Raw genomic sequence first — 13,211 nt, forward strand, 5'->3', positions numbered from 1 at the left:
CCCACGAGAAAGGATCAGCATGGCAGACTTCAAGATCAAGGGCGTCGTTCCCCCCGTCGTCGTCCCCGACACCCCCGACCACGAGCTCGACGTTCCCTCTTTCGAGCGCCTCATCAACCGCATGATCGACGCCGGCGTCGACGGCCTGTTCTTCCTGGGCTCCTCCGGCGAGGTCGTCTTCTCCACCGACGAGCGCCGTCGCCAGATCATCTCCGAGGCCATCCGCATCGTCGACCACCGCGTGCCGGTGCTCGTTGGCATCATCGACACCGAGACCGAGCGCGTGATCGAGCACGGCAAGGTCGCCCAGGAGCTCGGCGCCGACGCCCTCGTGGCCACCGCGCCCTTCTACGCCCTCGGCGGCATGACTGAGGTCGAGGAGCACTTCCGCATCCTCCACGAGGAGCTCGACCTGCCCATCTTTGCCTATGACATCCCGGTGTGCGTGCACACCAAGCTCCCGTGGCCGCTCCTCGTGAAGCTCGGCAAGGACGGCGTCCTCGCCGGCGTCAAGGACTCCTCCGGCGACGACATCTCCTTCCGCTACCTCTGCCAGGAGAACGAGAAGGCGGGCCACCCGCTCTCCCTGCTCACCGGCCACGAGATCGTCGTGGACGGTGCGTACCTCTCCGGCGCCGACGGCTCCGTCCCGGGCCTCGCCAACGTCGAGCCCGAGGGCTACGTCCGCATGTGGAAGGCCGCCGAGGCCGGTGACTGGGCCACCGTCAAGGCCGAGCAGGACCGCCTGAACGAGATCAGCCACATCTTCGACGTCACCTCCGGCGTGCAGGGCTACGCTGGCGGCGTGGGCGCCTTCAAGACCGCCCTCATGCTGCTCGGCGTCTTTGATTCCAATACCATGCCGCGCCCGGTCAAGGCCCTCGAGGGCGCCAACGTCGAGGCCATCAAGAAGGTCCTCGAGGACACCGGCCTTCTCTAGGAGGGATCCACATGAGCCAGACCATCGTCGCCGTTGACATCGGCGGCACCAAGATCGCGTGCGGGCTCGTCACCCTGGGAGGGGAGAGCCCCGTCATCGAGAAGGTCGAGAAGGTCCCCACCGAGGCCATGAAGGGCGGCGAGCACGTTCTTGCCACCGTCCTGACTCAGGTCAAGGCCGCCATCGAGCGCGCCGACCAGAAGCCCGTGGGCGTGGGCATCTCCTCTGCCGGCGTGGTCAACCCCAGGAACGGTGACATCACCTTCGCCAACGAGCTCATGCCCGGCTGGGGCGGCACCCACCTGGGCGCCGAGGTCACCGCTGCCACCGGCCTGCCGTGCCGCGTCCTCAACGACGTTCACGCCCATGCCCTGGGCGAGGCCCGCTGGGGCGGCGGCCGCGACAAGAAGAGCTGCCTCGTGGCGGCCGTGGGCACTGGCATCGGCGGCGCCTTCGTCGAGTACGGCAAGATCATGCTCGGCGCGCACGACGAGGCAGGCCACATCGGCCACGTCTGCTGCCCTGCTGCCGCGGGCGTGCCCTGCTCCTGCGGAGCCACCGGCCATCTCGAGCCCATCGCCGCGGGCCCGGGCATCATCCGCGAGTACGTGCGCCTGGGCGGCGCCGAGACCAAGGATGACGGCACCCCCATGGACGGTGCGGAGATCGACCGTCGCGCCGCCGCCGGCGACGAGGCCGCCAAGTCCGCCGAGGCCCGAGCGGGCCGCGCGCTGGGCGAGGTCCTGGGCAGCATGTGCAACATGCTCGACCCGGACGTCGTGATCCTCTCCGGCTCCGTCGCGCAGTGCGGGCCCAACTGGTCCGACGCCATGGCCGAGGCCTTCAAGGGCCAGGCCATGCCGCCGGTCGCCACCACGCCCATCGTGGGCGGCGAGCTCGGCGGCGACGCCCCGCTCGTCGGCGCCGCAGAGAACTTCGTGAAGTCTGGCTACGCCGAGGTCGCGGACTAGCCCGTTCTTCTCGTCACTCCTGGCCGGCGGGGACCCGTCCCCGCCGGCTCCCCGTGAAATAGGAGGCACCCATGCCCATCTCACCGCTCGTCCAGTCCCTCAAGGGCAAGCTCATCGTCTCCGTCCAGGCCTATCCCGGCGAGCCGCTCCGTCACCCCGAGACCATGGCGCAGATGGCTCGCGCCTGCGAGCTCGGCGGTGCGGCCGCCATCCGCTGCCAGGGCCTCTCCGACATCGCAGCCATCAAGGGCCGCGTGGACATCCCCGTCATCGGCCTATGGAAGGAGGGGCACGAGGGCGTCTACATCACCCCGACCCTGCGTCACGCGATGGCGTGCGTCCATGCCGGCGCCGACGTGGTGGCCCTCGACGCCACCGATCGCCCGCGCCCGGACGGCCGCACCTTCGCTGAGACGGTCAAGGCCATCCGCGAGCAGTCCGACGTCCTCATCATGGCCGACTGCATGACCATCGACGACATCCGCAACGCCGTGGCCTGCGGCTGCGACCTCGTGTCTACCACGCTCTCCCACAACAAGGCCGCCATCGACACCACGATGGACGACGGCCCCGACGTGCCGCTGCTCAAGCAGGCAACCTCGGAGTTCCCCGACTACCCGATCATCTGCGAGGGCCACGTCCACACTCCCGCCGACGGCAAGACCGCCATTGACGCCGGCGCCTGGGCCGTCGTGGTGGGCACCGGCATCACCCACCCCACCTCGCTCACCAAGTGGTTCAAGGCCGCGATCGAGGAGTAGGGGAGTCTTCTTGACAGAGGGACAGTCACTTTGTCATGTTATGCAGGGCCGCAGGTCTCGTCTGGGACTTGCGGCCCTTTTGACGTGCGGGAACTCGACGTTCTTCTCGCCCAGACTGTCGCGTTGCCGCACCTCACCGCCTGGCGTGCGGAAATTCGACGGAATGTGCCCCTGGACTGTCGCGAATTTGCACCGATTCCACTGGCGTGCGGAATCTCGACGTTTCCGGACGTCAGACTGTCGCAGTTTCGCACCCCTCATGAACCTGGTTGCATAAAACTGCGTAAAATTGCGCAGAAATGACCATTTACGCGTGATATGCTACCGTTCGTCGGCAGAGTGCGCATACATGCGCAAAACTGACTGAACCTGCGTAAAAATGAGATCAGCCAAGAGCCCACAAAGGAGGGAGCCAATGTCAGACACCGAAAAGAGCACCCCGCTCGACTCCGCCGCCGCGGCGGCCGCCGCCTTCGAGGCCATCGAGAACCGCCCGTTCCCCGATGACATCTTCACCGCGCCCGAGCTCCGCTGGGCCGTCATCGGCTGCGGCGTCATCGCCAACCAGATGGCCGCCTCGCTCGCGCTCGCGGGCCGCCACCTGCACGGCGTTGCCAACCGCACCCGCGAGAAGGCCGTCGCCTTTGCCGAGAAGTACCACGTGCCGCGCGTCTACGACAGCTTCGAGGAGCTCTACGCGGACCCCGACGTCGACGCCGTCTACATCACCACTCCGCACAACACGCACATCACCTACCTGCGCGCTGCGCTCGCGGCGGGCAAGCACGTGCTCTGCGAGAAGTCCATCACCCTCAACTCCGAGGAGCTCGACGAGGCCCGCGCCCTCGCGGACGCCAACGGCGTCGTGCTCATGGACGCCACTACGATCCTGCACATGCCGCTCTACCGCGAGCTGCGTCGCCGCGCGGACGCGGGCGAGTTCGGTCGCATGAACCTCGCGCAGGTCAACTTTGGCTCCTACAAGGAGTACGGCGACCTTACCAACCGCTTCTACAACATCAACCTCGCGGGCGGCGCGATGCTCGACATCGGCGTCTACGCGCTCACGATTATGCGCCTCTTCATGGAGAGCCAGCCGACCGAGGTCCTCTCCCTCGGCAACCTCTGCGAGACGGGCGTGGACGTGGCGGGCGGCATCGTCTGTCGCAACCAGGAGGGCCAGATCGGCGTGGTCTCGCTCACGCTCCACTCCAAGCAGCCCAAGCGCGCCGTGCTCAGCTTCGACAAGTGCTACGTCGAGATCATGGAGTACCCGCGCGCGGACACCGCCACGATCGTGTGGACCGCCGACGGCCGCCGCGAGACCGTGACCGCCGGCGTGGAGGGCTACGCGCTCTGCTACGAGATGGCCGACCTCGAGTGCGCCGTCGCCGGCGACACGCAGGCCGCGGGCCTCATCGACACGGCCTCCGACGTCATGCGCCTCATGACCGACGTGCGCCGCTCCTGGGGCGTCACCTACCCCGAGGAGGCGTAAGCGCCATGCTGACCGCAGAGCGCCACGCGCGCATCGTCGAGATGGTGCGCCTGCGCGGGACCGTCACCGTGCCGGAGCTGGCCGCCGCGCTCGAGACCTCCGAGTCCACCATCCGTCGTGACCTCGACAAGCTCGACCAGGCCCACCAGCTGGTCAAGGTTCACGGCGGCGCCACCACCCGCGAGTCCGCCCACCTCACGCGCGACCTCACGCTGGGGGAGCGCCACGGCCTGCACGACGAGGAGAAGCGTGCCGTCTGCACGCGCGCCGCCTCGCTGGTCCAGCCTGACGACTTCGTCTACCTCGACGCCGGCTCCACCACGGAGATCCTGCTCGACCTGCTGCCCCCCACGCGCGCCGGCTACGTGACCGACTCGGTCTCCCATGCCATCCGCCTGGCGGCGCGCGGGCTCTCCGTGATGGTCCTCGGCGGGGAGCTCAAGAGCGCGACCGAGGCGCTCGTGGGGCCCGGCGCCCTCGACGCCCTCGCGCGCCTCCACTTCACGCTGGGGTTCTGGGGCTCCAACGGCATCACGCCGGAGGCGGGCCTCACCACGCCCGAGCCCAACGAGGCCATGGTCAAGCGGGAGTCGATGGCGCGCGCCACGCGGCGCTACGTGCTCGCCGACGCCTCAAAGCTCGGCCGCACGAGCCTCGTCACGTTCGCGGACTTCTGCGACGCCACGATCGTCACCTGCGGGGACGTCCCCGAGGAGTACCGGAGCTTCGACAACGTCACGGAGGTGTCGCTGTGATCGCAACTGTCACGTTCAACCCGTCGCTCGACTACATCGTCCGCGTGGACGACATGCGCCTGGGCGCCATCAACCGCACCACCTACGAGCAGGTGCTCCCGGGCGGCAAGGGCGTGAACGTCTCCATCGTGCTCGGAAACCTCGGGCACAAGAGCCGCGCGCTCGGCTTCGTGGCCGGCTTCACGGGCGACGAGCTCTGCCGACGCTGCTCCGAGGCAGGGGTCGACGCCGACTTCATTCGCGTTGCCGAGGGCATGACCCGCATCAACGTCAAGGTCAAGTCCGCCGAGGAGACCGAGCTCAACGGCATGGGGCCCAAGATTGCCGAGAAGGACGTCGATGTTCTTCTATCCAAGCTGGACGCGCTGGGAGACGGCGACACGCTCGTCATCTCCGGCTCCGTGCCCTCGACGCTCCCGCACGACCTGTACGAGCGCATCATGGCACGCCTTTCCGGCCGCGGCGTCCGCATCGTCGTGGACGCCGAGCGCGACCTGCTCACGCGCGTCCTGCCGTACCGCCCCTTCCTCGTGAAGCCCAACAACCACGAGCTCGGGGACATCTTCGGCGTGGAGCTGCGCGCCCGCGGCGAGGTCGTGCCCTATGCGCGCCGCCTCCAGGAGATGGGTGCCGCGAACGTGCTCGTCTCCATGGCGGGGGAGGGCGGCGTGCTCGTGGACGAGACGGGCGCCGTTCACCAGAGCCCTGCCGCCCGCGGCACCGTGGTGAACTCCGTGGGCGCAGGAGACTCCTCCGTGGCGGGATTCCTCGCGGGCCTCATGGAGACCGGCAGCTACGAGGACGCCTTCCGCATGGCGCTCGCGGCCGGCTCTGCCAGCGCGTTCTCCGACCACCTGGCCACGAGGCCCGAGGTGGAGGCGCTGCTCGCCTTGGCCCCCTCTGAGATTCCCCCGTTGGGAGTGTAACAACGGGGGCAAACTTGGCCGATTCGCTGATTTGGATGCCGTCCCTACACTCTCGAGGGTGTAACAACTCGCGAATCGGTGACTCATGCGTCCTCTCCGCCGCGTTGTTCCCCTCTCGAGGGTGTAGCAACTTGGACGAACTATCCAAGACCGGCTGGAATCTGCTCGTTGCTCCCCTTCCGGGAGGGTAGCAACGGCAGCCTGAGCCCGCCTCCGGTTCCTCGCACCCCGTCGGCGATTGTTGTCCGGCGCCTGCCGTATACTGGCGAGAAGAACGACGGAGGGAGGACCCATGGCGGACGCGGGTCAGCAGATGAGGGCGGCGGAGAGCGCGGCGCGCGTGCCGGACGTCGTGGTGATCACGGGCATGTCCGGCTCGGGGCGCACGCAGGCCCTGCACGTCTTCGAGGACATGGGCTACTTCTGCATCGACAACCTCCCGCCGCGCCTGCTCCTGCAGCTCGCCGAGCTCGTGGGCATCAACTCGGGCGTGGGGAGGCACCTCGCCGTCACCTGCGACCTGCGCAGCCAGGGGCTCTTTGACGAGTTCTCCGACTCCGTCACGCAGCTGCGCGAGCACGAGCTCACGGTGAGCGTGGTCTTCCTCGACACGGCAGACGACGTCCTCATGCGCCGCTACGACGAGAATCGCCGCCGTCATCCGCTCGCCGCCCCCGGAGAGGCGCTCACGAGCGCCATCTCGCGCGAGCGCTCTCAGCTCGATACCGTGCGCGACGCCGCTGACCTTGTGATAGACACGAGTCGCCTCAAGACCAAGGAGCTTCGCGCCCGTCTGCGCCGTGCCTACTCCGAGCTCACGGACCAGCAGCTCATGGAGGTGTCGGTCTTCTCCTTTGGGTTCAAGCACGGCATGCCCGTCGAGGCGGACCTCATGATAGACGTGCGCTTCCTGCCTAATCCCTTCTACGACCCCCAGATGCGCACCCTCACGGGCAACGACCGCCTGGTGGCAGACTTCGTCCTCAACAACCCCACCACCGAGAAGTTCCTCGACGCGTGGTACCGCCTGCTCGACGTCGCGATGCCTGGCTACGTGGCCGAGGGCAAGAGCCACCTCTCCATCGCCGTGGGCTGCACGGGGGGCCAGCACAGGAGCGTGGCCATAGCCGCGGCAACGGCCTCCTACCTCGAGAAGAGCGGCTACCACGTGACCCTCTCGCACCGCGACCTCGCGCTCGCCAACGTGAGGACGAGCTAGCATGTCCTTCACGGCGCAGGTGAAAGACGAGCTCGCGCGCGTGGACGGGCCCACGCCCGCCGCCGAGCTCGCGCAGCTCTCCGCCCTCATCCGCGTGTGCGGCACCCTCTCCTTCCGCGGCTCGGGGCGCTACTCCATCCGCATAGCCACCGAGACGGGCGCCGTGGCGCGCACGATCATCAAGCTCACGCACAAGCTCTTCGACCTGGAGACCCCGCTCACGGTGCGCCGCTCGGTCCTGCACAAGACGCGCAACTACCTCATAGAGATGCCAGAGCAAGACGAGCTCGCGGAGGACCTCGTGACGCTCGGCATCCTGGTGCCGGGGCGCGGCCTGGCCACCGGGGTGCCCGCGTGCCTCCTGGGGACGCCCGCGGCACGCGCAGCCTTCGTCCGGGGAGCGTTCATGGCGGGCGGCTTCATCGCCGATCCGCGCGGGGACTTTCACCTGGAGATAGCCGTGACGGGGGAGGACTTCGCCCGCGGCCTCGTGGCGATCGTGGGCTCCTTTGGCGTCTCCGCGCGCCTCAACCGCCGCCGTGGCGCCTATGCCATCTACCTCAAGAGCTTCGACGACGTCATTGCGCTTCTGCGCGCGATGGGCGCGGGTCGCATGGCCCGCGTCGTGGAGCTCGCGCGCGCCAAGAAGTCCGTCAAGAACGACGTCAACCGCCGCGTCAACGCCGAGATGGCCAACCAGGCCCGCTCCACGGGCGCCGCGGCGGAGCAGCTCGAGCTCATAGACCGCATCGAGAAGAACCCCGGCCTCGCCGCGCTCTCGCCGGCGCTGCGCTCCTTCTGTCGCGCGCGCCGGGCCCACCCGGAGCTCTCCCTCGCCGCACTGGGCGCCGAGCTCGACCCCCCGGTCTCCAAGTCCGCCATGTACCATCGCCTCCTGCGCCTCCAGGAGATCGCCGAGCAGGCCGCGAAGTAACGGGATCGGGGGCTCCTTCCCAGCTTGCGCGGCACGCGTTATGTCGATGCGCGCCGGGATGCATCTCGCGTCGGCGGACAAAATCTGAGCGCCCACCGCTCAAATCCCGGCCGCGTTTCAGTTTTGGCGGTATGCGGCGTTGCGTGTGGGGTACACTATCGGGTGGCAAGGGCGTCATGCCCGTGTGTGCTTTGGTCCGCCGGGGAGGGTCCCCGACGGCCCCGTGAAAGGAGAAAGCATGGCAGTAAAGGTTGCTATCAACGGCTTTGGTCGCATCGGCCGTCTGGCGTTCCGTCAGATGTTCGGTCACGAGGGCTCCGAGATCGTCGCTATCAACGACCTCACCTCCCCCGACATGCTCGCGTACCTCCTGAAGTATGACACCACGCAGGGCAACTACGCCCGCGACCACGAGGTCGTTGCCGGCGAGGACTCCATCACCGTCGACGGCAAGCAGATCACCATCTACAAGGAGGCCGACGCCTCCAAGCTCCCCTGGGGCGAGCTCGGCGTTGACGTCGTCCTCGAGTGCACCGGCTTCTACACCTCCAAGGCCAAGGCCCAGGCTCACATCGACGCCGGCGCCAAGAAGGTCGTCATCTCCGCTCCCGCGGGCAACGACCTCCCCACGATCGTCTACAACGTCAACCACGAGCAGCTGACCGCTGATGACAACATCATCTCCGCTGCCTCCTGCACCACCAACTGCCTCGCCCCGATGGCCAAGGGCCTCAACGACTTCGCGCCCATCGTCTCCGGCATCATGACCACCATCCACGCCTACACCGGCGACCAGATGCCGCTCGACGGCCCGCAGCGCAAGGGCAACAAGCGTCGTTCCCGCGCCTGCGCGCAGAACATCGTCCCCAACTCCACCGGTGCCGCCAAGGCCATCGGCCTCGTTCTCCCCGAGCTCAACGGCAAGCTGATCGGTGCCGCCCAGCGCGTTCCCACGCCCACCGGCTCCATCACCAACCTCTACTGCGTCGTTGACAAGGTCGTCACCAAGGACGAGGTCAACGCTGCCATGAAGGCCTATGCCGAGACCATCCCCGAGACCTTCGCCTACAACGAGGACGACATCGTCTCCTCCGACATCATCGGCGAGACTCACGGCTCCATCTTCGATGCCACCCAGACCATGGTCTGCGACCTCGGCAACGGCCAGAGCCTCGTTCAGGTCACCTCTTGGTACGACAACGAGAACTCCTACACCTCCCAGATGGTCCGCACCATCAAGTACTTCGAGAAGTTCGTCGCGTAGCAGACGCTTCGCAGAGGCTTTTCGCAGGGGGTGCGGTCGCAGCTCACAGGGCCGCGGCCGCGCCCCTCTTTCATTAGCAGCGAGTCAAGGAGTGAAAGCATGGCATTCACCAAGAAGACCGTTCGCGACGCGGACGTCGCGGGCAAGCGCGTCCTCATGCGCGTTGACTTCAACGTGCCCCTGAAGGACGGCGTCGTCACCGACGACACGCGCGTGCGCGCCGCCATCCCCACCATCGAGTACCTCAAGGACAAGGGCGCCAAGATCATCCTCATGAGCCACCTCGGCCGCCCCAAGGGCGACGGTCCCGAGCCCGCGTTCTCCCTCAAGCCGGCTGCCGACAAGCTTGCCGAGCTCACCGGCTACGACGTGAAGTTCGTTGACGACACCTATGGCGAGAAGGCCAAGGCCGCCGTCGACGCCCTCCAGGACGGCGACATCCTCGTTCTCGAGAACGTCCGCTTTGACAAGCGCGAGAAGAAGAACGACCCGGAGATCGCCAAGACCCTCGCCTCCTACGGCGACATCTTCGTGCTCGACGCCTTCGGCACCGCGCACCGCGCCCAGGGCTCCGTCGTGGGCCCCGCCGCGTACCTGCCCGCCTACGCCGGCTTCCTGCTGGAGAAGGAGGTCGACACCCTGACCTCCATCTTCGCCGAGCCCGAGCGCCCCTTCGTCGCCATCGTCGGCGGCTCCAAGGTGTCCTCCAAGATCGGCGTCCTCGATCACCTGATCGACTCCGCTGACACCCTCATCATCGGTGGCGGCATGGCCTATACCTTCTTCCTCGCCCAGGGCTACACCGTGGGCACCTCCCTCAAGGAGGAGGACTGGGTCGAGCGCGCTGGCGAGATGCTGAAGAAGGCCGAGGAGAAGGGCGTCAAGATCCTCCTTCCGGTCGACAACGTCGTCGCCGACCACTTTGGCGAGGACGCCGTGGGCGAGGTCGTCGACTCCGACAACATCCCCGACGACCGCATGGGCATGGACATCGGCCCCAAGACCCGCGAGCTCTACTGCGAGGCCATCAAGGGCGCCAAGACCGTCTTCTGGAACGGCCCCATGGGCGTCTTCGAGATGGATCAGTTCGCCGCCGGCACCGAGGCCGTCGCCCGCGCCGTTGCCGACTCCGACTGCACCTCGATCATCGGCGGCGGCGACTCCGTCGCGGCCATCAACAAGTTTGACCTTGCCGACAAGATGAGCTGGATCTCCACGGGCGGCGGCGCCTCCATGGAGCTCGTCGAGGGCAAGGCCCTTCCTGGAGTGGAGGCGCTTCTCGATGCGTAAGAGGATGATCGCTGGCAACTGGAAGATGAACAAGACCTGGGGCGAGGGTGTCGTCCTGGCCCAGGGCCTGGCCGACGAGCTCAAGGACGGCACCGGCGACGTCGACGTCGTCGTCTGCCCGCCCGCCGTCGACCTCAAGGGCGTCTCCGAGGTCATCGACCAGACGTCCGCCCCGTTCGCGCTCGGCGCCCAGAACGTCTACTGGGAGGAGTCCGGCGCCTACACCGGCGAGACCGCTCCCAACATGCTCGAGGCCGTGGGCGCCACCCACTGCATCATCGGTCACTCCGAGCGCCGCGACTACTTCGGCGAGACGGACGAGGACGTGAACAAGAAGGCCAAGGCCCTCATGGCTCACGGCATCGTGCCCATCTCCTGCTGCGGCGAGTCCCTCGAGATCCGCGAGGCCGGCAAGCACGTCGAGTTCGTCGTCGACCAGATCAAGAAGGACACCGAGGGCCTCGAGATCACCGATCCGTCCAAGTACGTAATCGCCTACGAGCCCATCTGGGCCATCGGCACCGGCAAGACCGCCACGGCCGATGACGCTCAGGAGGTCTGCGGCGCCATCCGCGCCACCCTCGTCGAGATCTTCGGCGAGGAGATCGCCTCCGGCATCCGCGTCCTCTACGGCGGCTCCGCCAAGCCCGAGAACATCGCCGGCTTCCTGGAGAAGGAGGACGTCGACGGCGCCCTCGTCGGCGGTGCCTCCCTCAAGGCCGACAGCTTCGCCGCCATGGTGAAGAGCGCGATGGCGTAGGGAAGACCCCATACGGCCCGAGGTTCTTCTCGGCATGTGTAGCTTGCGGGGCCCGCAGAGATGCGGGCCCCGTTGTGCTACCATTACAGGCTGTTATGAATCTGTCCAGAAGGAGTCCATCTCGTGAACGCCCTCAACATCGTCCTCACCGTCCTCCTGTTCCTCTCCGGAATCCTCACCGTCATCCTGGTGCTCATGCACTCCGGCAAGGGCACGGGCGTCTCTGACATGATCGCCTCCTCGATCTACAACTCCGGCACCGGCTCGGGCATTCTCGAGAAGAACCTCAACCGTCTGACGGTCATCACCTCCCTCGTCTTTGTGGCGTGCATCTTCGTGATGGCCATCACGTTCCCCACGGGCACCCTGGTCACCTACTAGCTCCGCCCGCATCGCGCTTTTGCCTGGCGGCCCTCCGGGGCCGCCTTTCTTGTGCCCGCCCGCAGGAGTCGCGTCGCGGTGCGAGAAAAAAGTCAAAAATGGGGGTTGCGTCGACCCTGAGACTGGTGCATACTACTCCTTGCGCGAATGAGCGAGAGCAAAGGCGCGCAGTGACAAGTCGGAGTGGCGGAATTGGCAGACGCGCTAGCTTGAGGTGCTAGTGACTGACTAAAAGGTCGTGCGGGTTCAAGTCCCGCCTCCGACACCACGAAATGACGCGGGTCCCCACGGGGACCCGCTTTTCGTATATATGCCGATCATTGCTACGGGGGAGCGCCATGACCAGGTCCGCACTCAGCGTCAGACGCGTGGAGGGTATCGGCGAGGGCAGCCTCGTGGGGACGCTCTCCCGTCTCCTGCAGCTCACCAGCGAGGCGGTTCTCGTCTTTGACGGCGCGGGCAGGGTCCTTCTGGCAAACGACGAGGCATCTGAGCTCTTTGGCTCCGAGCGCGCCCTGGTGGGGGAGGACGTTCGCCTGCTCTTCCCCTCGTCGGACGACCCCTCGGCGGTATCCGGGCCCTTTCAGGCCGCGAGCCTCTCGTTTGCCGTCGACGGCTCGGTCTCGCTCGTGAGCTGCGTCGCGGCGGGAGGGCGCCAGGCCACCGTTCGCGTTCGCTGCGACGCGGTCAACGCGCCCGGCGAGACCTATCTCCTCGTGGCCCTTCCCGCCGAGCGCGAGACGCGCATAGACAGGGAGGGCGAGCGCGCCCTCGACGACCTGCGCCGCGCCAACCACCGACTCTCCGGAACGCTCAAGATCGTCCTCGACACGCTGGACTCGACCGACATCGCCGCCCTCTTCGAGCGCGTGCTCGAGGAGCTCACGGACACCATGGAGGCGGACGGCACCATCGTCTACCTCGCCGAGGCGGACGGCTTTCACCTGCGCGGCGTCTCGAGCGGTCTGGTGGGCGAGAAGATCGCGCGCTTCATGCCCTTCGGGCGCAGCGTCGAGCGCCTGGCCATCAGGGAGGGCCGCGCCGTGCGGCTGCGCGTCTGTGCGCCCACGAACGAGGCCCTGCGCCAGGGCAGGCTCACCATGCGCGACGTCGTGAACGAGGACACCCACGAGGTCCTGCGCATGAGGAGCTCGATGCTTCCGCCGTTCACGAGCTTCGTCCCCGTTCCCGTGTGGTTTGGCGGGCACGTGATCTCCATCATCGAGGTGGGCTGGCGCCGCCTGCACCCGCTCTCGCGCGAGGACGCGCGCCTCCTGGACTCGGTGGCCCACTACCTCTCCGTTCAGCTTGCGGGGGCCTTCACGGCCTTCAGGGCGCAGCGGGCGGACCGCCTGGCCTCGCTTGCCACCGAGCTGCGCGAGGAGCTCCTGTCGTATGGTGACGACGCCTCCCCGGATGACGGCGCCGAGCGAATCTCCGACGTCATCGCCGAGATGGCGGACGAGCTCGACGCCGCCACGGTGGACATGCGCGTCAACGCGCAGCAGGGGG

The 13,211-nt window shown here is 67.3% G+C and carries 13 protein-coding genes and 1 tRNA gene; all 14 read left to right on the forward strand.

All coding sequences use genetic code 11. The features are described from left to right. Window positions 1–19 precede the first annotated feature (19 nt). A complete protein-coding gene (locus B5F79_RS02580) occupies window positions 20–940 on the forward strand; it encodes a dihydrodipicolinate synthase family protein (protein WP_087217337.1) in 921 nt (306 codons plus the stop codon). A gap of 11 nt (window positions 941–951) precedes the next feature. Next, on the forward strand, window positions 952–1,911 hold the full coding sequence (locus B5F79_RS02585; protein ID WP_087217338.1) for an ROK family protein: 960 nt from the start codon (window positions 952–954) through the stop codon (window positions 1,909–1,911). A 71-nt stretch (window positions 1,912–1,982) separates the two neighbouring features. Then, window positions 1,983–2,672, forward strand: coding sequence for an N-acetylmannosamine-6-phosphate 2-epimerase (locus tag B5F79_RS02590; RefSeq protein WP_087217339.1), 690 nt, complete (start codon window positions 1,983–1,985; stop codon window positions 2,670–2,672). Window positions 2,673–3,087: 415 nt separating this feature from the next. Beyond that, window positions 3,088–4,170, forward strand: coding sequence for a Gfo/Idh/MocA family protein (locus tag B5F79_RS02595; protein ID WP_087217340.1), 1,083 nt, complete (start codon window positions 3,088–3,090; stop codon window positions 4,168–4,170). Between the two features lie 5 nt (window positions 4,171–4,175). After that, window positions 4,176–4,925 (forward strand): DeoR/GlpR family DNA-binding transcription regulator, encoded by a 750-nt coding sequence (locus tag B5F79_RS02600; RefSeq protein WP_087217341.1) that lies wholly within the window; start codon window positions 4,176–4,178, stop codon window positions 4,923–4,925. Next, window positions 4,922–5,851, forward strand: a complete 930-nt coding sequence (gene pfkB, locus B5F79_RS02605) for a 1-phosphofructokinase (protein WP_087217342.1) — start codon at window positions 4,922–4,924, stop codon at window positions 5,849–5,851. The genes B5F79_RS02600 and pfkB overlap by 4 nt, the downstream gene beginning before the upstream one ends. A 292-nt stretch (window positions 5,852–6,143) precedes the next feature. Further along, window positions 6,144–7,070, forward strand: coding sequence for an RNase adapter RapZ (gene rapZ, locus B5F79_RS02610; protein WP_087217343.1), 927 nt, complete (start codon window positions 6,144–6,146; stop codon window positions 7,068–7,070). Between the two features lies 1 nt (window position 7,071). Next, window positions 7,072–8,004 carry a DNA-binding protein WhiA gene (whiA, locus tag B5F79_RS02615; RefSeq protein ID WP_087217344.1) on the forward strand — a complete coding sequence of 311 codons (933 nt, stop codon included), beginning with the start codon at window positions 7,072–7,074 and terminating at the stop codon, window positions 8,002–8,004. Window positions 8,005–8,242: 238 nt separating this feature from the next. After that, window positions 8,243–9,268, forward strand: coding sequence for a type I glyceraldehyde-3-phosphate dehydrogenase (gene gap / locus B5F79_RS02620; protein ID WP_087217345.1), 1,026 nt, complete (start codon window positions 8,243–8,245; stop codon window positions 9,266–9,268). A 99-nt stretch (window positions 9,269–9,367) separates the two neighbouring features. Continuing rightward, entirely contained in the window at window positions 9,368–10,558 is a 1,191-nt protein-coding gene (locus B5F79_RS02625; protein WP_087217346.1) for a phosphoglycerate kinase, read from the forward strand. Then, a complete protein-coding gene (tpiA, locus tag B5F79_RS02630) occupies window positions 10,551–11,318 on the forward strand; it encodes a triose-phosphate isomerase (protein WP_087217347.1) in 768 nt (255 codons plus the stop codon). Before B5F79_RS02625 ends, tpiA begins: the two co-directional genes overlap by 8 nt. 123 nt (window positions 11,319–11,441) lie before the next feature. Beyond that, a complete protein-coding gene (secG, locus tag B5F79_RS02635; RefSeq protein WP_087217348.1) occupies window positions 11,442–11,699 on the forward strand; it encodes a preprotein translocase subunit SecG in 258 nt (85 codons plus the stop codon). Window positions 11,700–11,876: 177 nt separating this feature from the next. Then, window positions 11,877–11,967, forward strand: a tRNA-Leu gene (locus B5F79_RS02640). A 70-nt stretch (window positions 11,968–12,037) separates the two neighbouring features. After that, window positions 12,038–13,211: GAF domain-containing protein (locus tag B5F79_RS02645; protein WP_158094821.1), on the forward strand; the 1,174-nt coding region annotated here is incomplete at its 3' end.

It is taken from the genome of Olsenella sp. An285 (assembly GCF_002159625.1).
Classification (GTDB): Bacteria; Actinomycetota; Coriobacteriia; order Coriobacteriales; family Atopobiaceae; genus Thermophilibacter; species Thermophilibacter avicola.

What these genes read in the sequence shown, in the direction of transcription:
- B5F79_RS02580 (WP_087217337.1), top strand. Translation starts at nt 20, where the DNA reads ATGGCAGACTTCAAGATCAAGGGCGTCGTTCCCCCCGTCGTCGTCCCC.
- B5F79_RS02585 (WP_087217338.1), top strand. Translation starts at nt 952, where the DNA reads ATGAGCCAGACCATCGTCGCCGTTGACATCGGCGGCACCAAGATCGCG.
- B5F79_RS02590 (WP_087217339.1), top strand. Translation starts at nt 1,983, where the DNA reads ATGCCCATCTCACCGCTCGTCCAGTCCCTCAAGGGCAAGCTCATCGTC.
- B5F79_RS02595 (WP_087217340.1), top strand. Translation starts at nt 3,088, where the DNA reads ATGTCAGACACCGAAAAGAGCACCCCGCTCGACTCCGCCGCCGCGGCG.
- B5F79_RS02600 (WP_087217341.1), top strand. Translation starts at nt 4,176, where the DNA reads ATGCTGACCGCAGAGCGCCACGCGCGCATCGTCGAGATGGTGCGCCTG.
- rapZ (WP_087217343.1), top strand. Translation starts at nt 6,144, where the DNA reads ATGGCGGACGCGGGTCAGCAGATGAGGGCGGCGGAGAGCGCGGCGCGC.
- whiA (WP_087217344.1), top strand. Translation starts at nt 7,072, where the DNA reads ATGTCCTTCACGGCGCAGGTGAAAGACGAGCTCGCGCGCGTGGACGGG.
- gap (WP_087217345.1), top strand. Translation starts at nt 8,243, where the DNA reads ATGGCAGTAAAGGTTGCTATCAACGGCTTTGGTCGCATCGGCCGTCTG.
- B5F79_RS02625 (WP_087217346.1), top strand. Translation starts at nt 9,368, where the DNA reads ATGGCATTCACCAAGAAGACCGTTCGCGACGCGGACGTCGCGGGCAAG.
- tpiA (WP_087217347.1), top strand. Translation starts at nt 10,551, where the DNA reads ATGCGTAAGAGGATGATCGCTGGCAACTGGAAGATGAACAAGACCTGG.